Annotated in this window: 20 protein-coding genes, 6 tRNA genes and 3 rRNA genes; 6 read left to right on the top strand and 23 right to left on the bottom strand. The window is 55.3% G+C overall.

Annotated features, from left to right (window positions below; genetic code table 11):
* Positions 1-40 precede the first annotated feature (40 nt).
* The 21 genes from rpoB to tyrS form a co-directional block, all read right to left on the bottom strand.
* The gene (gene rpoB / locus B723_RS01825; RefSeq protein WP_017341074.1) at positions 41-4,114 is read right to left on the bottom strand and encodes a DNA-directed RNA polymerase subunit beta; all 4,074 of its coding nucleotides are present in this window, start codon (positions 4,112-4,114) and stop codon (positions 41-43) included.
* Positions 4,115-4,334: 220 nt separating this feature from the next.
* Entirely contained in the window at positions 4,335-4,700 is a 366-nt protein-coding gene (gene rplL / locus B723_RS01830; protein WP_017341075.1) for a 50S ribosomal protein L7/L12, read from the bottom strand.
* 80 nt (positions 4,701-4,780) lie between these two features.
* A complete protein-coding gene (gene rplJ, locus B723_RS01835; RefSeq protein WP_007896629.1) occupies positions 4,781-5,281 on the bottom strand; it encodes a 50S ribosomal protein L10 in 501 nt (166 codons plus the stop codon).
* A 198-nt stretch (positions 5,282-5,479) separates the two neighbouring features.
* A complete protein-coding gene (rplA, locus tag B723_RS01840) occupies positions 5,480-6,175 on the bottom strand; it encodes a 50S ribosomal protein L1 (protein WP_003186095.1) in 696 nt (231 codons plus the stop codon).
* Positions 6,175-6,606, bottom strand: a complete 432-nt coding sequence (gene rplK / locus B723_RS01845; protein WP_017341076.1) for a 50S ribosomal protein L11 — start codon at positions 6,604-6,606, stop codon at positions 6,175-6,177. Before rplK ends, rplA begins: the two co-directional genes overlap by 1 nt.
* 117 nt (positions 6,607-6,723) lie before the next feature.
* The gene (nusG, locus tag B723_RS01850; protein ID WP_007896622.1) at positions 6,724-7,257 is read right to left on the bottom strand and encodes a transcription termination/antitermination protein NusG; all 534 of its coding nucleotides are present in this window, start codon (positions 7,255-7,257) and stop codon (positions 6,724-6,726) included.
* A gap of 9 nt (positions 7,258-7,266) precedes the next feature.
* Positions 7,267-7,635 (bottom strand): preprotein translocase subunit SecE, encoded by a 369-nt coding sequence (gene secE, locus B723_RS01855; protein ID WP_007896620.1) that lies wholly within the window; start codon positions 7,633-7,635, stop codon positions 7,267-7,269.
* Between the two features lie 45 nt (positions 7,636-7,680).
* A tRNA-Trp gene (locus B723_RS01860) sits at positions 7,681-7,756 on the bottom strand.
* A gap of 53 nt (positions 7,757-7,809) precedes the next feature.
* Positions 7,810-9,003: an elongation factor Tu gene (gene tuf, locus B723_RS01865; protein ID WP_007896619.1), complete on the bottom strand. Its 1,194-nt coding sequence runs from the start codon at positions 9,001-9,003 to the stop codon at positions 7,810-7,812.
* An 84-nt stretch (positions 9,004-9,087) separates the two neighbouring features.
* Positions 9,088-9,163 (bottom strand) — tRNA-Thr (locus tag B723_RS01870).
* Between the two features lie 26 nt (positions 9,164-9,189).
* Positions 9,190-9,263 (bottom strand) — tRNA-Gly (locus tag B723_RS01875).
* Positions 9,264-9,287: 24 nt separating this feature from the next.
* Positions 9,288-9,372, bottom strand: a tRNA-Tyr gene (locus B723_RS01880).
* A 142-nt stretch (positions 9,373-9,514) separates the two neighbouring features.
* Complete coding sequence (locus tag B723_RS01885) at positions 9,515-9,955, bottom strand: hypothetical protein (RefSeq protein ID WP_017341079.1); 441 nt, start codon at positions 9,953-9,955, stop codon at positions 9,515-9,517.
* 7 nt (positions 9,956-9,962) lie between these two features.
* Positions 9,963-10,712 carry a pantothenate kinase gene (locus tag B723_RS01890; protein WP_017341080.1) on the bottom strand — a complete coding sequence of 250 codons (750 nt, stop codon included), beginning with the start codon at positions 10,710-10,712 and terminating at the stop codon, positions 9,963-9,965.
* Positions 10,702-11,661 carry a bifunctional biotin--[acetyl-CoA-carboxylase] ligase/biotin operon repressor BirA gene (birA, locus tag B723_RS01895; protein ID WP_017341081.1) on the bottom strand — a complete coding sequence of 320 codons (960 nt, stop codon included), beginning with the start codon at positions 11,659-11,661 and terminating at the stop codon, positions 10,702-10,704. The genes B723_RS01890 and birA overlap by 11 nt, the downstream gene beginning before the upstream one ends.
* A 134-nt stretch (positions 11,662-11,795) precedes the next feature.
* Positions 11,796-11,911: ribosomal RNA gene (rrf, locus tag B723_RS01900) — 5S ribosomal RNA — on the bottom strand.
* Between the two features lie 155 nt (positions 11,912-12,066).
* Positions 12,067-14,958 (bottom strand): 23S ribosomal RNA (locus tag B723_RS01905).
* 236 nt (positions 14,959-15,194) lie between these two features.
* Positions 15,195-15,270 (bottom strand) — tRNA-Ala (locus B723_RS01910).
* Between the two features lie 28 nt (positions 15,271-15,298).
* Positions 15,299-15,375, bottom strand: a tRNA-Ile gene (locus B723_RS01915).
* An 82-nt stretch (positions 15,376-15,457) separates the two neighbouring features.
* Positions 15,458-16,994 (bottom strand): 16S ribosomal RNA (locus B723_RS01920).
* Together the 16S, 23S and 5S rRNA genes with 2 tRNA genes alongside form the textbook arrangement of a ribosomal RNA operon.
* A gap of 551 nt (positions 16,995-17,545) precedes the next feature.
* The gene (tyrS, locus tag B723_RS01925; protein ID WP_017341083.1) at positions 17,546-18,745 is read right to left on the bottom strand and encodes a tyrosine--tRNA ligase; all 1,200 of its coding nucleotides are present in this window, start codon (positions 18,743-18,745) and stop codon (positions 17,546-17,548) included.
* Between the two features lie 211 nt (positions 18,746-18,956).
* Between tyrS and B723_RS01930 the strand changes: the two genes are divergently transcribed.
* Both B723_RS01930 and B723_RS01935 read left to right on the top strand, forming a co-directional pair.
* A complete protein-coding gene (locus tag B723_RS01930; RefSeq protein WP_017341084.1) occupies positions 18,957-20,375 on the top strand; it encodes a peptidoglycan DD-metalloendopeptidase family protein in 1,419 nt (472 codons plus the stop codon).
* 3 nt (positions 20,376-20,378) lie between these two features.
* Complete coding sequence (locus tag B723_RS01935) at positions 20,379-21,470, top strand: anhydro-N-acetylmuramic acid kinase (RefSeq protein WP_017341085.1); 1,092 nt, start codon at positions 20,379-20,381, stop codon at positions 21,468-21,470.
* 73 nt (positions 21,471-21,543) lie between these two features.
* Here B723_RS01935 and erpA read toward each other — a convergent pair whose 3' ends face one another.
* Both erpA and argC read right to left on the bottom strand, forming a co-directional pair.
* Positions 21,544-21,894 carry an iron-sulfur cluster insertion protein ErpA gene (erpA, locus tag B723_RS01940; protein WP_007906865.1) on the bottom strand — a complete coding sequence of 117 codons (351 nt, stop codon included), beginning with the start codon at positions 21,892-21,894 and terminating at the stop codon, positions 21,544-21,546.
* Positions 21,895-22,061: 167 nt separating this feature from the next.
* Positions 22,062-23,096, bottom strand: a complete 1,035-nt coding sequence (gene argC, locus B723_RS01945; RefSeq protein ID WP_017341086.1) for an N-acetyl-gamma-glutamyl-phosphate reductase — start codon at positions 23,094-23,096, stop codon at positions 22,062-22,064.
* Between the two features lie 135 nt (positions 23,097-23,231).
* Here argC and hemJ point away from each other — a divergent pair, with 135 nt between their 5' ends.
* The 4 genes from hemJ (at position 23,232) to B723_RS01965 (ending at position 26,584) form a co-directional block, all read left to right on the top strand.
* Positions 23,232-23,660 (top strand): protoporphyrinogen oxidase HemJ, encoded by a 429-nt coding sequence (gene hemJ, locus B723_RS01950; RefSeq protein ID WP_017341087.1) that lies wholly within the window; start codon positions 23,232-23,234, stop codon positions 23,658-23,660.
* A gap of 33 nt (positions 23,661-23,693) precedes the next feature.
* Positions 23,694-24,662: an NAD(P)H-dependent flavin oxidoreductase gene (locus B723_RS01955; RefSeq protein WP_017341088.1), complete on the top strand. Its 969-nt coding sequence runs from the start codon at positions 23,694-23,696 to the stop codon at positions 24,660-24,662.
* A 93-nt stretch (positions 24,663-24,755) separates the two neighbouring features.
* On the top strand, positions 24,756-25,733 hold the full coding sequence (locus B723_RS01960; protein WP_017341089.1) for a DUF805 domain-containing protein: 978 nt from the start codon (positions 24,756-24,758) through the stop codon (positions 25,731-25,733).
* Between the two features lie 62 nt (positions 25,734-25,795).
* Entirely contained in the window at positions 25,796-26,584 is a 789-nt protein-coding gene (locus tag B723_RS01965; RefSeq protein WP_017341090.1) for an SDR family NAD(P)-dependent oxidoreductase, read from the top strand.
* Positions 26,585-26,607: the final 23 nt, after the last annotated feature.

Below are 26,607 nucleotides of genomic sequence, written 5' to 3' on the forward strand. Positions count from 1 at the left end.
GAGCGGGCAATCCTGCCCCGCTCTCGATTCGCGTCACGTGTTATTCGGTTTCCAGATCGATATCGATGCCGAGGGAACGAATTTCCTTGATCAACACGTTGAAGGACTCGGGCATGCCCGGCTCCATACGGTGATCGCCATCCACGATGTTTTTGTACATCTTGGTACGGCCGTTCACATCGTCCGACTTCACTGTGAGCATTTCTTGCAGAGTGTAAGCAGCACCGTATGCTTCCAGTGCCCAGACCTCCATCTCCCCGAAACGCTGACCACCGAACTGCGCCTTACCACCCAGCGGCTGCTGGGTAACCAGGCTGTACGAACCGGTAGAACGAGCGTGCATCTTGTCGTCTACCAAGTGGTTCAGCTTCAGCATGTACATATAGCCAACAGTAACCGGGCGCTCGAACTTGTTGCCGGTACGGCCGTCGGTCAGCTGCATCTGGCCGCTTTCTGGCAGGTCTGCCAGTTTCAGCATGGCCTTGATTTCGCTTTCCTTGGCACCGTCGAACACTGGAGTGGCCATTGGAACGCCGCCACGCAGGTTCTTCGCCAGATCCAGGATTTCCTGGTCGGAGAAGCTATCCAGATCTTCGTTACGGCCGCCGATCTGGTTGTAGATCTCGTCGAGGAATTTACGAAGCTCGGCGACTTTGCGCTGCTCTTCGATCATCCGGTTGATCTTCTCGCCCAGACCTTTGGCCGCGAGGCCGAGGTGGGTTTCAAGGATCTGACCAACGTTCATACGCGAAGGTACGCCCAACGGGTTGAGGACGACGTCGACCGGGGTGCCATTGGCATCGTGCGGCATGTCTTCAACCGGCATGATCACGGAGACCACACCTTTGTTACCGTGACGACCGGCCATCTTGTCGCCCGGCTGGATGCGACGACGGATTGCCAGGTAAACCTTAACGATTTTCAGCACGCCTGGAGCCAGGTCATCGCCCTGCTGCAGTTTGCGCTTCTTGTCTTCGAACTTGTCGTCCAGCAGACGGCGGCGATCAACGATATAGGCCTGAGCCTTCTCGAGCTGCTCGTTCAGAGCATCTTCAGCCATGCGCAGTTTGAACCACTGACCATGCTCAAGACCGTCGAGGACTTCGTCGGTGATGTCCTGACCTTTCTTCAGACCGGCGCCGCCTTCGGCTTTGTGGCCGACCAGAGCGGAACGCAGACGTTCGAAAGTGGCGCCTTCAACGATACGGAACTCTTCGTTCAGATCCTTGCGGATCTCGTCGAGTTGAGTCTTCTCGATCGACAGTGCACGAGCATCACGCTCAACGCCGTCGCGGGTGAAGACCTGTACGTCGATGACAGTGCCCTTGGTGCCGGTAGGCACGCGCAGGGAGGTGTCTTTAACGTCGCTGGCTTTTTCACCGAAGATGGCACGCAGCAGTTTTTCTTCCGGAGTCAGCTGGGTCTCGCCTTTCGGAGTGACCTTACCAACCAGGATGTCGCCTGCGCCAACTTCAGCACCTACGTAAACGATACCGGCTTCGTCCAGCTTGTTCAGTGCAGCTTCACCCACGTTCGGGATGTCTGCAGTGATTTCCTCTGGCCCAAGCTTGGTGTCACGTGCCACACAGGTCAGTTCCTGAATGTGGATCGTGGTGAAGCGATCTTCCTGAACCACACGCTCGGACAGGCAGATGGAGTCTTCGAAGTTGAAGCCGTTCCATGCCATGAACGCGATGCGCATGTTCTGACCCAGCGCCAGTTCACCCATATCGGTGGACGGACCGTCGGCCATGATGTCGCTACGCTGAACCCGATCACCCTTACGCACCAGCGGACGCTGGTTGATGCAGGTGTTCTGGTTGGAGCGGGTGTACTTGGTCAGGTTGTAGATGTCGACACCAGCTTCGCCGGTTTCAACTTCGTCATCAGCAACACGAACCACGATACGGCTGGCATCGACGGAATCGATAACGCCGCCACGACGAGCCACGACGCAAACGCCGGAGTCACGAGCTACGTTACGCTCCATGCCAGTACCTACCAGCGGCTTGTCAGCGCGCAGGGTTGGTACAGCTTGACGCTGCATGTTCGAACCCATCAACGCACGGTTGGCGTCGTCGTGCTCGAGGAACGGGATCAGCGACGCTGCAACCGAAACTACCTGCTTCGGCGATACGTCCATCAAGGTGACGTCTTCCGGCGCCTTGACGGTGAACTCGTTCAAGTGACGAACAGCTACCAGCTCGTCGATCAGGACTTTCTTGTCGTTCATCGTGGCCGAAGCCTGAGCGATCACATGATCAGCTTCTTCGATGGCAGACAGGAACACGATCTCGTCGGTGACCAGAGCGTCTTTCACCACGCGGTACGGGCTCTCGAGGAAGCCGTACTGGTTGGTGCGCGCATAAGCGGCCAGGGAGTTGATCAGACCGATGTTCGGACCTTCCGGCGTTTCAATCGGGCATACACGACCGTAGTGAGTCGGGTGTACGTCACGCACTTCAAAGCCAGCACGCTCACGGGTCAAACCGCCAGGGCCGAGTGCAGACACACGACGCTTGTGGGTGATCTCGGACAGCGGGTTGTTCTGGTCCATGAACTGGGACAGCTGGCTGGAACCGAAGAACTCTTTCACCGCCGCAGCCACTGGCTTGGCGTTGATCAGGTCTTGCGGCATCAGGCCTTCGCTTTCAGCCATCGACAGACGCTCTTTGACCGCACGCTCAACACGTACCAGGCCAACGCGGAACTGGTTCTCGGCCATTTCGCCTACGCAGCGAACACGACGGTTACCCAGGTGGTCGATGTCATCGACGATGCCTTTACCGTTACGGATGTCGACCAGAGTCTTCAGTACCGCGACGATGTCTTCCTTGCACAACACGCCCGAACCTTCGATCTCGGTACGACCGATACGACGGTTGAACTTCATCCGGCCGACCGCAGACAGGTCATAGCGCTCAGGGCTGAAGAACAGGTTGTTGAACAGGGTCTCGGCAGCGTCTTTGGTTGGCGGCTCGCCTGGACGCATCATGCGATAGATCTCGACCAGCGCTTCCAATTGGTTGCTGGTGGAGTCGATCTTCAGGGTGTCGGAGACGAACGGACCGCAGTCGATATCGTTGGTGTACAGAGTCTCGATGCGAACAACCTGGGCCTTGGCGATTTTTGCCAGGATCTCGGTGTTCAGCTCGGTGTTGCACTCTGCCAGGATTTCGCCGGTTGCCGGATGCACGATGGCCTTGGCGGTAGTGCGACCCAGAACGTACTCCAGAGGCACGTCAAGGGTCTTGAGACCGGCTTTTTCGATCTGGTTGATGTGGCGCGCAGTAATACGGCGACCAGCCTCAACGATGACCTTGCCCTTCTCGTCCTGAATATCAAGAACAGCGATTTCACCACGCAGACGCGAAGCAATCAGTTCCAGACTGAGGGTTTCGCCGCTCAGGTGGAAAACGTTGGTGGTGTAGAACGCGTCGAGCACTTCTTCAGTGGTATAGCCGAGCGCGCGCAGCAGTACCGATGCAGGCAGCTTGCGACGACGGTCGATACGCACGAACACGCAGTCTTTCGGGTCGAACTCGAAGTCCAGCCACGAACCGCGGTAAGGAATGATGCGCGCGGAGTACAGCAGTTTGCCGGAGCTGTGCGTCTTGCCACGGTCGTGGTCGAAGAACACGCCCGGGGAACGGTGCAGCTGGGAAACGATTACACGCTCGGTACCGTTGATTACGAAGGTACCGTTCTCAGTCATCAGGGGGATTTCACCCATGTAGACTTCTTGCTCTTTGATGTCCTTGATCGCTTTGTTCGACGATTCTTTGTCGAAAATGATCAGGCGCACTTTTACCCGCAAAGGTACGGCGTAAGTTACACCGCGCAATACGCATTCTTTGACATCAAATGCCGGTTCGCCCAGGCGATAACCGACGTACTCCAGCGCAGCATTGCCGGAGTAGCTGATGATCGGGAAAACGGATTTGAAGGCCGCATGCAGGCCCACGTCGCGGAACTGATCTTTAGTCGCTCCCGCCTGCAAGAATTCACGATACGAATCCAGCTGGATTGCCAGGAGATACGGCACATCCATGACGTCCGGCAACTTGCTAAAGTCCTTGCGGATACGTTTTTTCTCAGTATATGAGTAAGCCATCAGCGTTCCCCAGCTTGGTCACCTGCTTGTTTGGCCCCTCCCGACGGGAGCAGCCAGAAAATCGTGCAAACCCCATGGTTTGCGCCACCGCATCGGGTGGTTACAGCTCGTTACCAGCACCGACCCAGTCGGTTGCCAATAACGGAAAAAGGCCGGTGGCAAGAGCCACCAGCCATCAGCCTTTCGCTTAACGCTCGGGCTGGAGGAGCAAAGTCGATGCTTACTTCAGCTCGACTTTAGCGCCTGCTTCTTCCAGAGTAGCTTTGGCTTTGTCAGCTGCGTCTTTGGCAACAGCTTCCAGAACCATGGCAGGAGCGCCGTCAACTACAGCCTTGGCTTCTTTCAGGCCCAGACCGGTCAGTTCACGTACTGCCTTGATCACGTTAACTTTCTTCTCGCCAGCTTCGGTCAGCATGACGTTGAATTCAGTTTGTTCTTCAACAACGGCAGCAACAGCGGCTGGACCAGCGGAAGCAGCGGCAGCGGAAACGCCGAACTTCTCTTCCATGGCCTTGATCAGCTCAACGATTTCCAGAACGGATTTTTCGCCGATTGCTTCGATGATTTGGTCGTTAGTCAGAGACATGACTATAAATTCCTGTATTGGGGTGACAGCCTACGCGGCCATCGAAATAAACAATAAACGCTGAAAGGAGTCGCTCAGCCTTAGGCTGCGGCAGCTTCTTTCTGGTCGCGAAGGGCCGCCAGAGTACGAGCCAATTTGCTGGTTGCGCCTTGAATCACGCTCATCAGCTGAGAAATTGCTTCGTCACGGGTCGGCAGACTTGCCAGTACGTCGATCTGATTAGCTGCGAGGAACTTGCCCTCGAACGCAGCTGCCTTGATCTCGAACTTATCCTGACCTTTTGCGAATTCTTTGAAGATACGAGCAGCAGCGCCCGGATGTTCTTTAGAGAATGCAATCAAGGTCGGGCCAGTGAACACGTCGTTGAGCACGTCATATTGAGTGCCAGCAACGGCGCGCTTGAGCAGGGTGTTACGTACAACACGTACGTAAACGCCAGCTTCACGAGCCTCTTTACGGAGTCCGGTCATAGCGCCTACTGTCACACCGCGGGCATCAGCCACAACAGCAGACAGGGCAACATTGGCAGCCTCGTTGACTTCAGCGACGATGGCCTTCTTGTCTTCGAGTTTAATTGCCACGGGTTTAACTCCTGCTTGTTACCGTTTCATCCAACCGAAGCCGGATGTCGTTTTGGTGTCTGATTCGGTAAGGAACCGGGAGCACCATCTGCGTAGGCTTGAGGTTTAAGACTTGCGTCGCCTACGGTCTTGGATAGCCCCCGCCAGGCAGGGACCCCAATCTTTCAATTGGCGCAATCGCTTGCGCCAACCTGTGTCTTACGCGTCGAGCGAGCTTTGGTCGATGACCAGACCTGGGCCCATAGTGGTGCTCAGGGTAACGCGCTTGACGTAAATGCCTTTCGAGGAAGCTGGCTTGATACGCTTCAGATCAGCGATCAGGGCCTCAACGTTTTCCTTCAGCTTGACGGCGTCGAAGCCGATCTTGCCAACGGAAGTGTGGATGATGCCGTTTTTGTCGGTGCGATAACGAACCTGACCAGCCTTGGCGTTCTTAACCGCGGTAGCTACGTCTGGGGTTACGGTGCCGACTTTAGGGTTAGGCATCAGGCCACGTGGACCGAGGATCTGACCCAACTGACCTACAACGCGCATTGCATCCGGGGATGCGATAACTACGTCATAGTTCAGGTCGCCGCCTTTCATTTCGGCAGCCAGGTCGTCCATGCCTACACGGTCAGCGCCGGCAGCCAGAGCGGCCTCAGCAGCTGGACCTTGGGTGAACACAGCAACGCGAACAGTCTTGCCAGTGCCGTGTGGCAGCACAGTAGCGCTACGAACGACCTGGTCGGATTTACGCGGGTCAACACCCAGGTTCACAGCAACGTCGAACGACTCGCTGAACTTGACAGTCGACAGCTCAGCCAGCAGGGCAGCAGCGTCTACAAAGTTGTAGGCCTTGCCTGCTTCGATTTTGCCGGCGATAGCCTTTTGACGCTTGGTCAACTTAGCCATTACACACCCTCCACGTTAAGGCCCATGCTACGAGCAGAACCGGCGATGGTGCGCACGGCTGCTTCCATATCAGCTGCAGTCAGATCCGCGTTTTTAACTTTCGCGATATCTTCCAGCTGAGCACGAGTTACGGTGCCAACCTTAACGGTGTTCGGACGAGCGGAACCGCTAGTCAGACCGGCCGCCTTCTTCAGCAGAACCGAAGCAGGGGTGGATTTGGTTTCGAAAGTGAAGCTACGGTCGCTGTAGACAGTGATGATCACTGGAGTCGGCAGACCTGGCTCAATACCCTGAGTACGGGCGTTGAAGGCCTTGCAGAATTCCATGATGTTCACGCCGTGCTGACCCAGAGCAGGACCAACAGGTGGGCTTGGGTTAGCCTGAGCGGCCTTCACTTGCAGCTTGATGTAAGCGGTAATCTTCTTGGCCATGAGGCACTCCAATTACGGGTTCGAACGCCTCGAAAGGCTCCCCGGTTACTTGCGCGTTTATCCCAGTGACGACAAAACCCCACAGCCTAGGGCTGCGGGGTTGGGATGCTTGCCCAGCTAGACCTTTTCGACCTGGCTGAACTCGAGCTCTACCGGAGTAGAGCGACCGAAAATGAGCACTGCCACTTGGATCCGGCTCTTCTCGTAGTTAACTTCTTCAACCGTGCCGGTAAAATCGGCAAACGGCCCGTCGTTGACACGTACCGACTCGCCCGGCTCGAACAACGTCTTCGGCTTCGGCTTGTCACTACCATCAGCAACACGACGCAGAATCGCTTCTGCCTCTTTATCTGTGATCGGTGCAGGCTTATCAGCAGTACCGCCGATGAAACCCATCACCCGAGGAGTATCCTTGACCAAGTGCCAAGTACCCTCGTTCATGTCCATCTGAACCAGCACATAACCTGGGAAGAACTTGCGCTCGCTTTTGCGCTTCTGGCCATTACGCATTTCAACCACTTCTTCAGTGGGAACCAGAATTTCGCCAAAGCCATCTTCCATGCCAGCCAGCTTTACGCGCTCTACTAACGAGCGCATGACATGCTTCTCGTAACCGGAGTAAGCATGCACAACGTACCAACGCTTAGCCACGGGACACCCTTAGCCGACAATCAAGGAAACAAGCCAGCCGAGCAGGGAATCAAGCCCCCACAACAGCAACGCCATAACCAGAACAACAGCCACAACAATCAACGTGGTCTGCGTGGTTTCTTGGCGAGTTGGCCATACGACTTTACGAATCTCGGTGCGAGCTTCCTTAACCAGTACGAAGAAAGACTTGCCCTTGACCGTCTGCAGGCCTACAAAGGCAGCTACAGCGGCGATGACAAGTAATGCAAGTACGCGGTACAGGATCGGCGAAGCAGAGTAATACTGATTGCCAACAACGCCAACAACCACCAAAGCGACTACTACTAGCCACTTGAGCAGATCGAAGCGAGAGCCTTGAGCTTCAGCTTTAGGAGTCATCTATGAAGATCCTGTGAAAAGAAAGCCAGACACACCAAGTGAATCTGGCAGGTCAGGAGGGAATCGAACCCCCAACCTACGGTTTTGGAGACCGTCGCTCTGCCAATTGAGCTACTGACCTAAAACAAAATCAGGCCGACCATTATGCCGGCCCGAAAAAGACATTACAACAACTTACTCGATGACTTTGGCCACAACACCAGCGCCGACGGTACGACCGCCTTCACGGATGGCAAAACGCAGACCATCTTCCATCGCAATGGTTTTGATCAGTGTAACGGTCATCTGAACGTTATCACCTGGCATCACCATCTCAACACCTTCTGGCAGCTCGCAGTTACCAGTCACATCAGTCGTACGGAAGTAGAACTGCGGACGATAACCCTTGAAGAATGGCGTATGACGACCACCCTCCTCCTTGCTCAGAACGTAAACCTCAGCAGTGAACTTGGTATGCGGCTTGACGGTGCCCGGCTTGACCAGAACCTGGCCACGCTCAACATCATCACGCTTGGTACCACGCAGCAAAACGCCGCAGTTCTCGCCAGCACGACCTTCGTCGAGCAGCTTGCGGAACATCTCAACACCAGTACAAGTAGTTTTGACAGTGTCACGAAGACCAACAATCTCAACTTCTTCCTGAATGCGGACAATGCCACGCTCAACACGACCAGTCACAACAGTACCGCGACCGGAGATCGAGAACACATCCTCGATCGGCATCAGGAACGGCTTGTCGATAGCACGCTCAGGCTGCGGAATGTAACTATCCAGAGTCTCGACCAACTTTTTGACGGCAGTGGTACCCATCTCATTGTCATCTTGACCGTTCAACGCCATCAGCGCAGAACCAATGATGATCGGAGTGTCATCACCTGGGAAATCGTAGGTGCTCAGCAGGTCGCGCACTTCCATCTCAACCAGTTCCAGCAGCTCGGCGTCGTCAACCATGTCAGCCTTGTTCAGGAAGACAACGATGTACGGAACGCCAACCTGGCGGGACAACAGGATGTGCTCACGGGTTTGAGGCATCGGACCATCAGCGGCCGAGCAAACCAGGATCGCACCATCCATCTGAGCTGCACCGGTGATCATGTTTTTTACGTAGTCAGCGTGACCAGGGCAGTCAACGTGTGCGTAGTGACGCACGGCCGAATCATATTCAACGTGAGCGGTGTTGATGGTGATACCACGAGCTTTTTCTTCAGGGGCGCTATCGATCTTGTCGAAGTCAACCTTTGCCGAGCCGAAAACTTCGGAGCAGACGCGGGTCAAGGCTGCAGTCAAAGTAGTTTTACCGTGGTCGACGTGACCAATGGTACCCACGTTGACGTGCGGCTTATTACGTTCGAACTTTTCCTTAGCCATCAAAATCACCCCTAGGAGAAGAATTGAGCAGGTCAAACAAGCCATTAAAACAAAGGCAGATATTTTCATATCTGCCTTGTTATATGGAGCTCTTGAGCGGATTTGAACCGCTGACCTCACCCTTACCAAGGGTGTGCTCTACCAACTGAGCTACAAGAGCGTAACACTGTGCAGGATCTGCAAACTTGGAGCGGGTAGCGGGAATCGAACCCGCATCATCAGCTTGGAAGGCTGAGGTTCTACCACTAAACTATACCCGCGGAGCTTGCAGCTCTCGCTAAAAATGGTGGAGGGGGAAGGATTCGAACCTTCGAAGTCGTAGACGTCAGATTTACAGTCTGATCCCTTTGGCCGCTCGGGAACCCCTCCTAAGCGATCCGGCATTCTATATCATGCCAGCCTTCTGTCAAGCATTTTCTCATTAAAAACCTGAGGTTAGCTGCGTTGACCTCGCTTTGCACCGTAGACCTTTAAAGGTCTTCACTGCGAAGCGGGCGCCATTCTATGCAAACTATTCAGCGGGTGCAACCCCCTCGCATGGCATTATTTTATGTTTTAACTCATTGAATTCTCTAGAAAGGTTTTGCAGCTGCAGATCATCCAGCCATCGCCGACTTTCTGGGGCCACACGCACCCAGTAACCAGCAAATTCGGGGAGATCCTTTGGCAGGGGCTGATATTTGATCTCCATGCCATTCAAGCGTCGCTCAACAGCCTGAAGGGCCTCTGGGCGAACAAAACCACCCAAATACAAACAGCTATTGTCCGCCTGAGCAGCCTTTCCTTTGTCCCTGGATGCATCAGCCGCCTCGCTCAACAAGCGAATATCCTGCTGAGCCCCCCGGTACAAACTCAAGGGGGTGACATCCTTCGCGCGCAGAGGAGCCTCTTGTTGGTGCCAGATGTAATAGAAGACGTTGAGCACAAGCAGCAGCAGGAACAACCAACGCATACGAACCTCAGGACAAAGGACATGCCATAGCCAAACCTACAAATACCAGATCCGGAACCACCCTGGCTTCAGGCACGATCTCGGAAACCAGCCCCGCATCCCCCCCGGTAAGGAATACAGAAAAATCTGCTCCCCAGTAACTACGCGCAAGCTCTAACTGAGTCAGAACAAACCCCCTGAGCATGAGCAAACACCCCCGCTCAACTGCTTCGACGGTTGTCCGCCCAGGAACGAGACTTTCCAGAGCGCGCTCTGCAGCGAGATCGCCATAACGAATTTTACGTGTATGGGTACGCAACTGATTCCGCATCAACGGCATACCTGGACAAATGAATCCTCCGAGATGCTCTCCATCACCGGCGACGTAATCCGCAGTGACAGCAGTACCGAAATCCAGCACCAGGCAAGCACGCGATGCCAAATGGAATCCTCCAAGCATCGCCAACCAACGATCTAGCCCCAGGCGCTCGAACTCTTCATAGCCATTGCGAACCCCCAACATTTCGCGAGCGGGCGTCGCGCAAGCTACCGACACTCCAAAAGTCTCTGTCAGCAGAGAAACCAACGCACCGGTTTCCTCTGCCGTTCTGACACTAACCAGCCGACAGAACTTGAGAGCTAGCCCCTTGAGCGCATTCAAACTCTCCAGCAATGCGAGATTCGAATCGACGACTCCTTCACCGACCGCCTGACAGGCATCCGCGCCAAGTACTCGCCACTTAATGAAACTGTTTCCGCAGTCGAGCTCAAGAATCATCACGCAACCTCAAGCTGAGCTCACCACCGCTAAATACTTTTTCCACACCACCCACCTTCAAGCGCAGAGCCCCTTGCCTATCGATACCCAGCACTTCGCCATCTATCTGGTTAACGCCAGCGATCAACGACACCGCCCGCCCCTGCCATAGATGATTCTGCTCCCACTCAGCTTGAATAGCAGGAAATCCGTCGACCTGATGCCGCCCCAAATACACCTGGAGCATCTGGCCCAGCCGAGCGACCAGATGATTACGATCAAATGCGCGCCCCGACTCGAGCCGCATGGACGTCCACTGCTGATCAACCTCATCGGTCATCTGCATATTCACATTAATTCCAACACCCAGCACCACGTAACACACATCAGCGGGATCCCCGACCAATTCGAGTAATATTCCCGCGATTTTTTTCTGACCCACCAGAACATCGTTCGGCCACTTCAAGCCCGCATCTGAGACACCCAGCTCTTTCAAGGTTTGCATGACGGCAAGCCCGACAACAAGGCTCAAGCCTTCGAGCTGGCGCAGACCACCATCAATACGCAGCACCAGACTGTAATAGACATTTTCCGCGAAAGGACTCACCCACTTACGCCCACGGCGCCCACGTCCAGACGTCTGCCGCTCGGCAAGCACAAGAAATGGCGCTGCCTGGCCACGATCAATTGCACGTAACGCTTCAGCATTAGTGGAGTCAATTGAGTCGAAAACAAGAATGGGCCAATCACAAGAAGGGGCTTGCTCTGCAATCGCGACAGAATCAAGCAGCGTCAACGGCGAAGCCAGTTGATAACCGCGCCCTCGCACCTTGTGGATGGACAAGCCAAGCTCAGCTTCTAAAAGCTGAAGCTGTTTCCATACAGCGCTACGACTGACACCCAAAGCGGCGCCCAGGGCCTGACCTGAATGAAATCGGCCATCCTTCAGAAGCTTTAACAATGTCAGCATGCAAGTCCCGCCTCACAATGAGGCCCGCATGATAGCTACGCCTTGAGTTGTTGCATAGAAACCGTACCAGGCAGATTTTCCTGCGGGCAAAACAAAACCCCAACTGCTTTCGCAATTGGGGTTTCGGAATTTAATCTTGACGATGACCTACTCTCACATGGGGAAACCCCACACTACCATCGGCGATGCATCGTTTCACTGCTGAGTTCGGGATGGGATCAGGTGGTTCCAATGCTCTATGGTCGTCAAGAAATTCGGTAGCCAGGTCGTGGGCCTTTACAGGTTCACGCTCCAGCGAATGGGTATGCGATAGTTTGTGTGTTTGTTCTCGAACTTTCGGTTCGTTTCGTCTTCACACACCGCAATCTGGTGCTCTTTCGAGTCAGCAAATTGCTTGGGTGTTATATGGTCAAGCCTCACGGGCAATTAGTATTGGTTAGCTCAACGCCTCACAGCGCTTACACACCCAACCTATCAACGTCGTAGTCTTCGACGGCCCTTCAGGGGACTCAAGGTCCCAGTGAGATCTCATCTTGAGGCTAGTTTCCCGCTTAGATGCTTTCAGCGGTTATCTATTCCGAACATAGCTACCCGGCAATGCCACTGGCGTGACAACCGGAACACCAGAGGTTCGTCCACTCCGGTCCTCTCGTACTAGGAGCAGCCCCTCTCAAATCTCAAACGTCCACGGCAGATAGGGACCGAACTGTCTCACGACGTTCTAAACCCAGCTCGCGTACCACTTTAAATGGCGAACAGCCATACCCTTGGGACCGGCTTCAGCCCCAGGATGTGATGAGCCGACATCGAGGTGCCAAACACCGCCGTCGATATGAACTCTTGGGCGGTATCAGCCTGTTATCCCCGGAGTACCTTTTATCCGTTGAGCGATGGCCCTTCCATACAGAACCACCGGATCACTAAGACCTACTTTCGTACCTGCTCGACGTGTCTGTCTCGCAGTCAAGCGCGCTTTTGCCTTTATACTCTACGACCGATTTCCGACCGGTCTGAGCGCACCTTCGTACTCCTCCGTTACTCTTTAGGAGGAGACCGCCCCAGTCAAACTACCCACCATACACTGTCCTCGATCCGGATAACGGACCTGAGTTAGAACCTCAAAGTTGCCAGGGTGGTATTTCAAGGTTGGCTCCACGCGAACTGGCGTCCACGCTTCAAAGCCTCCCACCTATCCTACACAAGCAAATTCAAAGTCCAGTGCAAAGCTATAGTAAAGGTTCACGGGGTCTTTCCGTCTAGCCGCGGATACACTGCATCTTCACAGCGATTTCAATTTCACTGAGTCTCGGGTGGAGACAGCGCCGCCATCGTTACGCCATTCGTGCAGGTCGGAACTTACCCGACAAGGAATTTCGCTACCTTAGGACCGTTATAGTTACGGCCGCCGTTTACCGGGGCTTCGATCAAGAGCTTCGCGTTAGCTAACCCCATCAATTAACCTTCCGGCACCGGGCAGGCGTCACACCCTATACGTCCACTTTCGTGTTTGCAGAGTGCTGTGTTTTTAATAAACAGTCGCAGCGGCCTGGTATCTTCGACCGGCATGAGCTTACGGAGCAAGTCCTTCACCCTCACCGGCGCACCTTCTCCCGAAGTTACGGTGCCATTTTGCCTAGTTCCTTCACCCGAGTTCTCTCAAGCGCCTTGGTATTCTCTACCCAACCACCTGTGTCGGTTTGGGGTACGGTTCCTGGTTACCTGAAGCTTAGAAGCTTTTCTTGGAAGCATGGCATCAACCACTTCGTGTTCTAAAAGAACACTCGTCATCAGCTCTCGGCCTTAGAATCCCGGATTTACCTAAGATTCCAGCCTACCACCTTAAACTTGGACAACCAACGCCAAGCTGGCCTAGCCTTCTCCGTCCCTCCATCGCAATAACCAGAAGTACAGGAATATTAACCTGTTTTCCATCGACTACGCTTTTCAGCCTCGCCTTAGGGACCGACTAACCCTGCGTCGATTAACGTTGCGCAGGAAACCTTGGTCTTTCGGCGTGGGTGTTTTTCACACCCATTGTCGTTACTCATGTCAGCATTCGCACTTCTGATACCTCCAGCAAGCTTCTCAACTCACCTTCACAGGCTTACAGAACGCTCCTCTACCGCATCACCTAAGTGATACCCGTAGCTTCGGTGTATGGTTTGAGCCCCGTTACATCTTCCGCGCAGGCCGACTCGACTAGTGAGCTATTACGCTTTCTTTAAAGGGTGGCTGCTTCTAAGCCAACCTCCTAGCTGTCTAAGCCTTCCCACATCGTTTCCCACTTAACCATAACTTTGGGACCTTAGCTGACGGTCTGGGTTGTTTCCCTTTTCACGACGGACGTTAGCACCCGCCGTGTGTCTCCCATGCTCGGCACTTGTAGGTATTCGGAGTTTGCATCGGTTTGGTAAGTCGGGATGACCCCCTAGCCGAAACAGTGCTCTACCCCCTACAGTGATACATGAGGCGCTACCTAAATAGCTTTCGAGGAGAACCAGCTATCTCCGAGCTTGATTAGCCTTTCACTCCGATCCACAGGTCATCCGCTAACTTTTCAACGGTAGTCGGTTCGGTCCTCCAGTTAGTGTTACCCAACCTTCAACCTGCCCATGGATAGATCGCCCGGTTTCGGGTCTATTCCCAGCGACTAGACGCCCTATTAAGACTCGCTTTCGCTACGCCTCCCCTATTCGGTTAAGCTCGCCACTGAAAATAAGTCGCTGACCCATTATACAAAAGGTACGCAGTCACCCAACAAAGTGGGCTCCCACTGCTTGTACGCATACGGTTTCAGGATCTATTTCACTCCCCTCTCCGGGGTTCTTTTCGCCTTTCCCTCACGGTACTAGTTCACTATCGGTCAGTCAGTAGTATTTAGCCTTGGAGGATGGTCCCCCCATATTCAGACAAAGTTTCTCGTGCTCCGTCCTACTCGATTTCATGACTAAGAGATTTTCGCGTACAGGGCTATCACCCACTATGGCCGTACTTTCCAGAACGTTCCGCTAATCTCAAAGCCACTTAAGGGCTAGTCCCCGTTCGCTCGCCACTACTAAGGGAATCTCGGTTGATTTCTTTTCCTCAGGGTACTTAGATGTTTCAGTTCCCCTGGTTCGCTTCTTAAGCCTATGTATTCAGCTTAAGATACCTAACTTATGTTAGGTGGGTTCCCCCATTCAGACATCTCCGGATCAAAGTCTGTTTGCCGACTCCCCGAAGCTTTTCGCAGGCTACCACGTCTTTCATCGCCTCTGACTGCCAAGGCATCCACCGTATGCGCTTCTTCACTTGACCATATAACCCCAAGCAATCTGGTTATACTGTGAAGACGACATTCGCCGAAAATTCGCGATTAAACTCACAAATTTTACCTTAGCCTGATCCGTTACCAGTGAAAGTAACGTTCAGTCTATCTTTCTATCACATACCCAAATTTTTAAAGAACGATCTAGCCAAAGACTAGAAATCAACATTCACCACCATCACGATGGAATGCTCATTTCTAAGCTTTATACAATCAGAAGCAGTAGTGGTGGAGCCAAACGGGATCGAACCGTTGACCTCCTGCGTGCAAGGCAGGCGCTCTCCCAGCTGAGCTATGGCCCCGTATTGCTACAGGATCCCACACAAAAATTGGTGGGTCTGGGCAGATTCGAACTGCCGACCTCACCCTTATCAGGGGTGCGCTCTAACCAACTGAGCTACAGACCCAATTTCGGGCTGCTTCTTATCGTCTTCTTCAATGAATCAAGCAATTCGTGTGGGAACTTATGGAGCAGCTGATGTCGTCGATTAAGGAGGTGATCCAGCCGCAGGTTCCCCTACGGCTACCTTGTTACGACTTCACCCCAGTCATGAATCACACCGTGGTAACCGTCCTCCCGAAGGTTAGACTAGCTACTTCTGGTGCAACCCACTCCCATGGTGTGACGGGCGGTGTGTACAAGGCCCGGGAACGTATTCACCGCGACATTCTGATTCGCGATTACTAGCGATTCCGACTTCACGCAGTCGAGTTGCAGACTGCGATCCGGACTACGATCGGTTTTGTGGGATTAGCTCCACCTCGCGGCTTGGCAACCCTCTGTACCGACCATTGTAGCACGTGTGTAGCCCAGGCCGTAAGGGCCATGATGACTTGACGTCATCCCCACCTTCCTCCGGTTTGTCACCGGCAGTCTCCTTAGAGTGCCCACCATAACGTGCTGGTAACTAAGGACAAGGGTTGCGCTCGTTACGGGACTTAACCCAACATCTCACGACACGAGCTGACGACAGCCATGCAGCACCTGTCTCAATGTTCCCGAAGGCACCAATCCATCTCTGGAAAGTTCATTGGATGTCAAGGCCTGGTAAGGTTCTTCGCGTTGCTTCGAATTAAACCACATGCTCCACCGCTTGTGCGGGCCCCCGTCAATTCATTTGAGTTTTAACCTTGCGGCCGTACTCCCCAGGCGGTCAACTTAATGCGTTAGCTGCGCCACTAAGAGCTCAAGGCTCCCAACGGCTAGTTGACATCGTTTACGGCGTGGACTACCAGGGTATCTAATCCTGTTTGCTCCCCACGCTTTCGCACCTCAGTGTCAGTATCAGTCCAGGTGGTCGCCTTCGCCACTGGTGTTCCTTCCTATATCTACGCATTTCACCGCTACACAGGAAATTCCACCACCCTCTACCATACTCTAGCTCGTCAGTTTTGAATGCAGTTCCCAGGTTGAGCCCGGGGATTTCACATCCAACTTAACGAACCACCTACGCGCGCTTTACGCCCAGTAATTCCGATTAACGCTTGCACCCTCTGTATTACCGCGGCTGCTGGCACAGAGTTAGCCGGTGCTTATTCTGTCGGTAACGTCAAGACACCAACGTATTAGGTTAATGCCCTTCCTCCCAACTTAAAGTGCTTTACAATCCGAAGACCTTCTTCACACACGCGGCATGGCTGGATCAGGCTTTCGCCCATTGTCCAATATTCCCCACTGCTGCCTCCCGTAGGAGTCTGGACCGTGTCTCAGTTCCAGTGTGACTGATCATCCTCTCAGACCAGTTACGGATCGTCGCCTTGGTGAGCCATTACCTCACCAACTAGCTAATCCGACCTAGGCTCATCTGATAGCGCAAGGCCCGAAGGTCCCCTGCTTTCTCCCGTAGGACGTATGCGGTATTAGCGTCCGTTTCCGAGCGTTATCCCCCACTACCAGGCAGATTCCTAGGCATTACTCACCCGTCCGCCGCTCTCAAGAGAAGCAAGCTTCTCTCTACCGCTCGACTTGCATGTGTTAGGCCTGCCGCCAGCGTTCAATCTGAGCCATGATCAAACTCTTCAGTTCAAACATCTTTGGGTTTTTAAGAAACCCTAAACTTGGCTCAGCAATCGTTGGTTACATCTTTGATTTCTCGCGGAGTAACTTGTGATGCTGATAATCTTGTTGACTATCAGTCTGACTCCACAAGCACCCACACGAATTGCTTGATTCAGTTGTTAAAGAGCGGTTGGTTAAGATCTTTAGTCTCAACCGAGGCGCGCATTCTACAGCGCCCTCTGTATCTGTCAAGCGGTTATTTTCAGAAGTTTTCAAAGTTTCCTTTGCAACTTCAACCACTTGCGCTTCCGATCTCTCGTTAGCGGGAGGCGAATTCTACAGCGTTGTTCGCTGCTGTCAACACCTCTTTTTCTCCGCTTTCGACCGAGAAGATCGAACCGTCAATCAAGCGACAACACACTGCCTGACCAACTCCTTCTGGGCTTCGATGAACTGAAGCAACTCGCTGTCGAAAATTGCATAACTCTTTGTTTACCAAGGAGTTTTCCGTTTCGACTGCGCCGGAAGTGGGGCGAATTATAGACTTCCAGAATCTGCCGTCAACCCTTATTTCAGCCTTATTCGGATTTAAGCGAAATCCGCGCAAATGCCTTCTTCCCGGCCTGGCAAACATGGGTAGCGCCCAGTACATATATAAAGGTGCGATCGACAACCTCACCATCTATACGAACACCGCCAGAATTCAGGAGATCACGCGCCATCGCCGAGTTCTTCACGAGGCCGGCTTTATTAAGGACAGCCGCGATCGGCATATCTTCGGTAGCAGTCAATTCGATTTCCGGCAGATCGTCCGGCAGCTCCCCGTCCTTCATACGGTTACCCGCCGCACGGTGAGCATTGGCTGCAGCCTCCTCGCCATGGAAGCGTGCAACGATCTCTTCGGCCAGCTTGATCTTGATGTCACGCGGATTGGCACCCACCTCGACATCAGCACGGAATGCATTGATCTCGTCCATAGAGCGGAAGCTGAGCAATTCGAAGTAACGCCACATCAGCGCATCCGGAATGGAAACCAGCTTGCCGTACATCACACCCGGCGCTTCCTGAATACCGACGTAGTTGCCCAACGATTTGGACATCTTCTTTACGCCATCCAGGCCTTCGAGCAACGGCATGGTCAGAATGCACTGAGCTTCCTGACCATAAGCACGTTGCAGCTCACGCCCCATCAGCAGGTTGAACTTCTGGTCGGTGCCGCCCAGCTCGACATCCGCGCGCAAGGCGACCGAGTCGTAACCCTGAACCAGCGGATAAAGGAACTCATGAATGGCAATGGGTTGATTGGTCGTATAGCGCTTATCGAAGTCGTCACGCTCGAGCATGCGCGCAACGGTGTACTGCGATGTCAGGCGAATGAAGTCGGCCGGCCCCATCTGGTCCATCCAGGTGGAGTTGAACGCCACTTCGGTTTTCGCCGGATCAAGAATCTTGAAGACTTGAGTCTTGTAGGTCTCGGCATTCTCGAGAACCTGCTCACGGGTAAGTGGTGGACGCGTTGCGCTCTTGCCGCTTGGATCACCGATCATCCCGGTGAAGTCACCTATAAGGAAGATCACCTGATGCCCCAGCTCCTGGAACTGACGCAGCTTATTAATAAGCACAGTGTGACCCAGGTGCAAATCCGGCGCGGTCGGATCGAAGCCTGCCTTAATACGCAGCGGCTGGCCACGCTTGAGCTTTTCGATCAGCTCGGACTCGACCAACAGTTCTTCCGCACCACGTTTGATCAGCGCTAGCTGCTCTTCAACCGACTTCATAACAGACCCGCAAGGCTCGAATTCAAAGGGAACCAACCATACAAGATCGCGCGTCAAATACAAAGTTTGGCCGGCGCAATGACGCCAATCCGCTGGCAGAGTGACCACGGACTTGCTTCAGAGATGATTTGGTTATATTTTATACAGTTATTTCATCTTCATCATGTCATTCATCTTTTCCAATTCATCTTTTTCAAAGTCAAAATTACCTATGACCAAAGAATCGTCTAAAGCGCCACCGCTTTACCCGAAGACCCACCTGCTCGCAGCAAGTGGCATCGCCGCCCTTCTGAGCCTGGCGCTTCTGGTATTTCCTTCCAGTGATGTAGAAGCCAAAAAGACGACTCTGAGTCTTGAACTGGAAAGCCCTGCTGAACAACTGACACAAGATCAAGACGCCGCCGAAGCGGCCCAAGCCACAAATGAGTCCGCAACGTCCCCTTTCGCGCAAATCGAAAACAGCGCCGAAGACACCCCGGAAACCGCTCAGGCCGAACCTGTGCCAGTGGTCGAGGAAAAGAAGGCACCCAACCACAGGGAAGTGATCGTCGCCAAAGGCGATACGCTTTCTACGCTGTTCGAAAAAGTCGGACTTCCAGCTGCGTCGGTGCATGAAGTACTGGCCAGCGACAAGCAAGCCAAGCAGTTCAGCCAGCTGAAACATGGCCAGAAACTCGAATTCGAATTGAGCCCTGAAGGCCAGCTGACCAACCTGCACAGCAAGGTCAGCGACCTCGAAAGCATCACACTGACCAAGAATGACAAGGGTTACGTATTCAACAGAATCACCGCCAAGCCTACCGTGCGCTCAGCCTACGTTCATGGTGTGATCAACAGCTCGCTGTCACAATCTGCCGCTCGCGCCGGCCTGTCGCACAGCCTGACCATGGACATGGCCAGCGTGTTTGGCTATGACGTCGACTTCGCCCAGGATATCCGCCAGGGTGACGAGTTCGACGTGATCTACGAACAAAAGGTTGTCAACGGCAAGGCCGTCGGTAACGGGCCGATCCTCTCAGCGCGCTTCACCAACCGCGGCAAGACCTACACCGCCGTGCGCTACACCAACAAACAAGGCAACAGCAGCTACTACACTGCTGACGGCAACAGCATGCGCAAGGCGTTTATTCGTACACCGGTGGATTTCGCTCGCATCAGTTCCAAGTTTTCCATGGGTCGCAAGCACCCGATCCTGAACAAGATCCGCGCCCACAAAGGTGTCGACTACGCAGCTCCTCGCGGTACGCCAATCAAGGCTGCCGGCGACGGCAAAGTGTTGTTGGCCGGTCGACGCGGCGGCTACGGCAACACCGTGATCATTCAGCACGGCAACACCTATCGCACACTGTATGGTCACATGCAGGGATTTGCCAAAGGCGTCCGGACCGGTAGTTCTGTAAAGCAGGGCCAAGTGATTGGATACATCGGTACCACCGGCCTGTCTACTGGCCCTCATTTGCACTACGAGTTCCAGGTCAATGGTGTGCACGTTGATCCGCTGGGTCAAAAGGTGGCGATGGCCGATCCGATTTCCAAAGCGGAACGCGCTCGCTTCCTCGCGCAGAGTCAGCCGCTGATGGCGCGCATGGACCAAGAGAAGTCCACCCAACTGGCTTCGAGCAAGCGCTAAGCCATGACGCTCTATATAGGTGTGATGTCCGGGACCAGCCTCGATGGCCTGGATATCGCGCTGGTCGAGATAGCGCCAGCGATCAAGCTGATCGCCACGCACTACATTCCCATGCCTGACTCCCTGCGCAGCGAGCTGCTTGGCTTGTGCGCCAGTGGCCCGGACGAAATTGCCCGCTCAGCCATGGCCCAGCAGAATTGGGTAAAGCTGGCGGCGCAGGGCATTCATACCCTTCTTGATGAACAGAACCTGAAACCCGAAGACATTCGCGCGATTGGCAGCCACGGCCAGACCATTCGCCACGAACCGTCGCGCGGCTTCACGGTGCAAATCGGCAACCCCGCCCTGCTGACAGAATTGACCGGTATCACGGTAGTCAGCGACTTCCGCAGCCGCGATGTGGCGGCCGGCGGTCAAGGCGCCCCGCTGGTTCCAGCCTTCCACGAAGCCTTGTTTGAAGAACAGGCCGGCAACCGCGCGGTATTGAATGTTGGCGGTTTCAGCAACCTCAGCCTGATCGAGCCCGGCAAACCTGTGGCAGGCTTCGACTGCGGCCCGGGGAATGTGTTACTGGACGCCTGGATTCATCAGCAACGTGGCGAAAACTTTGATCGCGACGGCCAATGGGCCGCCAGCGGCAAGATCGAACCTGTTCTGCTGAAAGCGCTGCTTGAGGATCCGTTCTTCCTGACCAAAGGCCCGAAAAGCACGGGTCGTGAAGTGTTCAACCTGCCTTGGCTGACACAGCATTTATCAACGCTGCCGCCCTTCGCCGCCGAAAACGTGCAAGCAACGCTGCTTGAACTGACCGCACTGACCATTACCGAATCGCTGCAAAGCGCTCAATCGGATACCCGGGAGTTGCTGGTTTGTGGCGGCGGCGCACACAACGCCACATTGATGAAGCGGCTGGCCGGCCTGCTGCCTGACGCGACAGTCAGCAGCACAGCCACTCACGGCGTTGACCCCGACTGGGTAGAGGCCATGGCCTTCGCCTGGCTGGCCCACTGCTGCCTCGAAGGCATCGCCGCCAACCGCCCAAGCGTCACCGGTGCCCGCGGCCTGCGCGTACTCGGCGCCATCTACCCCGCCTGAAGCAGAACCCCGGACAGCAAAACGCCGCATGACCCTGAGGTCATGCGGCGTTTGTTCATGCGGTGAAGCGCGATCAGATCGAGAACGAAGAGCCGCAGCCACACGTGGTGGTGGCGTTCGGGTTCTTGATGACGAAACGCGAACCTTCCAGACCTTCCTGGTAATCCACCTCGGCGCCTGCCAGGTACTGGAAGCTCATCGGATCGACGACCAGACTCACACCCTCGCGCTCGACGATGGTGTCGTCATCGGCCACTTCTTCATCGAAGGTAAAGCCGTACTGAAAACCTGAACAACCGCCGCCCGTAACAAATACGCGCAGCTTCAAGCGATCATTCCCCTCTTCATCGACCAGGCTCTTCACCTTGTGCGCGGCACCGTGGGTGAATTGCAAAGCCGTGGGGGTGAAGGATTCGACGCTCATGCTAACTATCTCCCGGCGTTACGCCGCCATAATGCGTGATGACGCGCATTATCCGCTTCTCCTAGAAAATTGGTCAACTATTGTTACGGTATATCAATAAACCCGATTGCCGGCAGGAAATGCAAAAAGGCCCGTTCGACGGGCCTTTTTACTGAGCGGGATAAACCTTACGGCAACATGCCGGCGTGGGACAGGCCCAGACGTTCATCCAGTCCAAACAGGATGTTCAGGTTCTGCACTGCCTGACCCGACGCGCCTTTGACCAGGTTATCGATTACCGACAACACCACCACCAGATCACCGTCCTGCGGACGATGCACGGCGATACGGCAGACGTTGGCACCGCGTACGCTGCGGGTTTCCGGATGGCTGCCTGCCGGCATCACATCAACGAACGGCTCGTTGGCATAACGCTTTTCAAACAGCGCCTGCAGATCCACCGAGCGATCCACGACCGTCGCATAGAGTGTCGAGTGGATGCCGCGAATCATCGGGGTCAGATGCGGAACGAAAGTCAGCCCGACGTCCTTGCCTGCTGCGCGACGCAGACCCTGGCGAATTTCCGGCAAGTGACGGTGACCTTTGACGGCGTAGGCCTTCATGCTTTCCGATGTCTCGGAGTACAGCGAACCTACGGAAGCGCCACGACCGGCACCGCTGACGCCGGATTTGCAGTCAGCGATCAAGCGAGTGGTATCGGCCAGGCCGGCTTCGAGCAATGGCAGGAAGCCCAGTTGCGTAGCGGTCGGGTAGCAACCTGGCACGGCGATCAGGCGCGCCTGTTTGATTTGCTCGCGATTGACTTCCGGCAAGCCGTAGACCGCTTCTTCCAGCAGCTGCGGCGCACCGTGCGGCTGGCCGTACCACTTGGCCCATTCGTCAGCGTCTTGCAGACGGAAGTCTGCCGACAGGTCGATGACCTTGGTCCCGGCCGCCAGCAGTTCACCGGCCAGCGCATGGGCGACACCGTGAGGCGTGGCGAAGAACACCACGTCGCAGGCGCCCAGGGTCTTGATGTCCGGAACGCTGAACGCCAGGCCATCGTAATGACCGCGCAGGTTCGGGTACATGTCAGCCACGGCCAGACCGGCCTCGGATCGGGAAGTGATCACCACCACTTCTGCCTGCGGATGCTGCGCCAACAGACGCAGCAGTTCGACACCGGTGTAACCCGTGCCGCCGACGATACCGACCTTGACCATAAACCTGCCCTCAACGAACCCACTGGAAAGCCGTCGATAATAGGGCCCGTATCGTCCTGCGACAACCGGCAAGGTGACGTGCGGACGCTCTACCCTCTACTATCTTCGCTACCGTGAACCTGGGAATAACTAAAAATGCTTTATCTGTGGCTCAAAGCGCTTCACATCATCAGCATGGTCTGCTGGTTTGCCGGCCTGTTTTACTTGCCGCGCCTGTTCGTCTATCACGCCCAAAGCGAAGACGCTGTCAGCAAAGAACGCTTCAGCCTGATGGAGCGCAAGCTGTACCGCGGCATCATGGGCCCGGCGATGATCGCCACGCTGATTTTCGGTATTGCACTGATTGCGCTGAACCCAAGCATATTCAGTCAAGGCGCCTGGATTCACGCCAAATTGACGCTGGTGGTCATCCTGATCGGCTACCACCACATGTGCGGCGCGCAGGTGAAACGTTTTGCCCGTGGCGAGAACACCCGCAGCCATGTCTTTTATCGCTGGTTCAATGAAGTGCCGGTTCTGATATTGCTGGCTATCGTAATTCTGGTCGTCGTTCGGCCGTTCTAACTTCAATCGGCACCACTCACCGGGGTACTTCCAATGTCGCTGCCCGCTTTGCTCGAACAACGTTTGCGCCTGCCCGTCGTGGCAGCGCCGATGTTCCTGATTTCCAATCCACAATTGGTACTCGCCTGCTGCCGTAATGGCGTAGTGGGCAGCTTTCCCGCGCTGAACCAGCGCGAGAGCAGCGGTTTCAAAGCCTGGCTGGAAGAAATCGAGGCTGGCCTGGCGACACTGGACAACCCCGCGCCCTATGCCGTGAACCTGATCGTCCACAACAGTAATCCACGGCTGCAGGCGGACCTGGACATCTGCATCGAGCACAAGGTGCCGATCGTGATCACCAGCCTCGGCGCCGTGAAAGAACTGGTCGATGCCGTCCACGGTTATGGAGGCCTGGTCTTCCATGACGTAACGACCCGACGCCACGCAGAGAAAGCCGCCGAAGCGGGCGTTGATGGCTTGATTGCCGTGGCCGCGGGCGCCGGCGGACACGCGGGAACCTGGAGCCCGTTTTCGCTGATTGCCGAAATCCGCCAGTTCTTCGACAAGACGCTGCTGCTGGCCGGCTGCCTCAACCATGGCCACGAGATACTCGCGGCACAATTGCTCGGTGCGGATCTGGCCTACTTCGGTACACGATTTATCGGCACCGCTGAAAGTCATGCGCCTGACGCCTACAAAGAGATGCTGCTGAACGCCAGAGCGGCAGACATCATCCATACACCGGCCGTGTCGGGCGTACCGGCGAGCTTTATGCGTCAGAGCCTGGAAGCGGCCGGTTTCGACATGGCGGCGCTGCAAAACAAGGGCGAGGTCAATTTCGGCTCCAAGCTCAAGCCATTGAGCGATGAAGCCAAGGCCTGGAAAACCGTGTGGTCCGCCGGCCAGGGCGTCGGAGAAATCGATGATTTGCCGAGCGTGGATCAATTGGTCGCCCGGCTGGACGCTGAATACCGCAAGGCGCTGGAACTGGCGGCACAACTGCCGAAACGCTGGCCACGCTGACAGGAAAATTTGGCCAGCCATCCTCGGCTGGCCTTACACTCCGTGATCGCAGCACCTTAACTATTCAAACACTCGCGACAAGGATGCCTCGCAATGAGCGACAACCGTTTCAAGATCGTATTCGACGGCGCTCTGCTGCCGGGCGTTGAGATCACCACCGCCAAACTCAATCTGGCGGCGTTGTACAAAAGCGAAGTGGCGGCCATCGAACGGCTGTTCACCGGGCAGACCGTAACGCTCAAGCAAAACCTGTCGCAGACAGAGGCGCAAACCTACCTTCAGGCGCTGACGAAAACCGGCATCGATGCCCGTATCGAAGCCGAACCCTCGATTGAACTGAACCTGGACGATGTTCAACACCACGCCGCCGTAAGCAGCCAACCAGTATTCGCAGACCCCGAGTCTCCCTACGCACCGCCGCGGGCCACCGTTGGTGAAAGCTTGCCGCAGTTCGCCACGCTCAAGCCATTCAGCGTCGAAGGACGCATCGGCCGTTTGCGTTATCTGGCCTGGACCATGGTCCTGACGCTGGTCATGCTCGGTATCGGGTCGGTCGTGGCGATTTTCGCCATCGCCCTGATCAGCAGCGATTCCACCGCAGGCCTGATTGTCGGAGGCCTGGTGGCATTTTTTCTGTGCATCGCCATCGCAGTCGTCAGCATTCAGATCAGCGTTCAACGGCTACACGACATTGGCTGGTCCGGCTGGCTCTGGTTGCTGAATCTCGTGCCATTCGTGGGCAGTTTCTTTCCGTTCGTGATCATGTGCGTGCCAGGCACCAACATCGCTAATCGCTACGGCCCTCCACCACCGCCGAACACCACGGCAGTCAAAGTGCTGTCTTCGCTGTGGGTCGTGGTCATTGCCCTCGGCTTTGTTGGTCTGTTGGCGGGTGGCTTCAGTGCAATCCAGCAAGAATACGAAAACGCGGCCGAAACCAGCTATGACAGCGGCTCGGTAACCACCGACGAAGTGGAAGCCGAGCCCGCCGAAGAGGCGGAACAAGTGCCGGATTCCACAGACGATGAAGCCGAAGAAGCCCCGGCCCCTGTAGACTCTGCGAAAGAATGAACAGCGCTCCCCGCCCGTGACACCTGCGTCGCCGGCGCGGAGCCGTTGCGATGGAGAACTGCATGACCCGTTACGCTCTGATCACTGGCGCTTCCAGCGGCATCGGCCTGGCGATGGCCGAAGCGCTGGCCCGCCGTGGCCGCAGCCTGATTCTGGTGGCCCGACAACGTGATCAGCTGGAAAGTATTGCAATTGAACTGACCCAACGTTTTGGCGTGGAGGTGTTATTCCGCGCCTGCGACCTCGGCGAGCCACTGCGCCTGTCCGGGTTTCTGCTGGAACTGGAAGAAGGTGACCGGCAGATCGACCTGCTGGTGAACTGCGCCGGCATCGGCACCTGCGGCCCTTTCCTGGCGCAGGACTGGATGACCGAGCAAGACCTGATCGAAGTGAACATCCTGGCCCTGACCCGCCTGTGTCATGCCATCGGTAACAGCATGGCGTTGCAGGGTGGCGGACAGATCCTGAATGTCGCTTCGGTCGCGGCCTTCCATCCCGGCCCCTGGATGAGCACTTACTACGCCAGCAAAGCCTATGTGCTGCACTTCTCCGAAGGGTTGCGCGTCGAGCTGAAGAAATGCGCGGTCAAGGTTTCCGTACTCTGCCCCGGTCCGACCCGCACCGCGTTTTTCCGCACCGCGCAGTTGGACAGCGACAAACTGGTCCGAAGCAAACTGTTGATGAGCCCCGAGGAAGTCGCGCTGTATACGGTGCGGGCTCTGGAAAAGAATCGCGCCATCATTATTCCGGGCCGGCTGAACCGCTGGCTCGCTTTCCTGCCACGGCTTGGCTCACGCTGGTTGATCAGGACCCTCACAGGCATGGTCAACAAGGCCTATTGCCCGCGCTGATCAAGCTTCAGGGTAAAAGGCTG

This window comes from Pseudomonas fluorescens NCIMB 11764 (assembly GCF_000293885.2).
Lineage (GTDB): Bacteria > Pseudomonadota > Gammaproteobacteria > Pseudomonadales > Pseudomonadaceae > Aquipseudomonas > Aquipseudomonas fluorescens_B.

Bases quoted from the DNA above. Each gene is read 5' to 3' on its own strand.
- birA (WP_017341081.1), bottom strand. From the start codon at position 11,661: ATGCTGACATTGTTAAAGCTTCTGAAGGATGGCCGATTTCATTCAGGT.
- B723_RS01935 (WP_017341085.1), top strand. From the start codon at position 20,379: ATGACGCTCTATATAGGTGTGATGTCCGGGACCAGCCTCGATGGCCTG.
- B723_RS01965 (WP_017341090.1), top strand. From the start codon at position 25,796: ATGACCCGTTACGCTCTGATCACTGGCGCTTCCAGCGGCATCGGCCTG.
- erpA (WP_007906865.1), bottom strand. From the start codon at position 21,894: ATGAGCGTCGAATCCTTCACCCCCACGGCTTTGCAATTCACCCACGGT.
- B723_RS01885 (WP_017341079.1), bottom strand. From the start codon at position 9,955: ATGCGTTGGTTGTTCCTGCTGCTGCTTGTGCTCAACGTCTTCTATTAC.
- secE (WP_007896620.1), bottom strand. From the start codon at position 7,635: ATGACTCCTAAAGCTGAAGCTCAAGGCTCTCGCTTCGATCTGCTCAAG.
- hemJ (WP_017341087.1), top strand. From the start codon at position 23,232: ATGCTTTATCTGTGGCTCAAAGCGCTTCACATCATCAGCATGGTCTGC.
- rpoB (WP_017341074.1), bottom strand. From the start codon at position 4,114: ATGGCTTACTCATATACTGAGAAAAAACGTATCCGCAAGGACTTTAGC.
- rplL (WP_017341075.1), bottom strand. From the start codon at position 4,700: ATGTCTCTGACTAACGACCAAATCATCGAAGCAATCGGCGAAAAATCC.
- tuf (WP_007896619.1), bottom strand. From the start codon at position 9,003: ATGGCTAAGGAAAAGTTCGAACGTAATAAGCCGCACGTCAACGTGGGT.
- B723_RS01960 (WP_017341089.1), top strand. From the start codon at position 24,756: ATGAGCGACAACCGTTTCAAGATCGTATTCGACGGCGCTCTGCTGCCG.
- B723_RS01890 (WP_017341080.1), bottom strand. From the start codon at position 10,712: ATGATTCTTGAGCTCGACTGCGGAAACAGTTTCATTAAGTGGCGAGTA.
- tyrS (WP_017341083.1), bottom strand. From the start codon at position 18,745: ATGAAGTCGGTTGAAGAGCAGCTAGCGCTGATCAAACGTGGTGCGGAA.
- rplA (WP_003186095.1), bottom strand. From the start codon at position 6,175: ATGGCTAAGTTGACCAAGCGTCAAAAGGCTATCGCCGGCAAAATCGAA.
- rplK (WP_017341076.1), bottom strand. From the start codon at position 6,606: ATGGCCAAGAAGATTACCGCTTACATCAAGCTGCAAGTGAAGGCCGCT.
- B723_RS01955 (WP_017341088.1), top strand. From the start codon at position 23,694: ATGTCGCTGCCCGCTTTGCTCGAACAACGTTTGCGCCTGCCCGTCGTG.
- argC (WP_017341086.1), bottom strand. From the start codon at position 23,096: ATGGTCAAGGTCGGTATCGTCGGCGGCACGGGTTACACCGGTGTCGAA.
- B723_RS01930 (WP_017341084.1), top strand. From the start codon at position 18,957: ATGACCAAAGAATCGTCTAAAGCGCCACCGCTTTACCCGAAGACCCAC.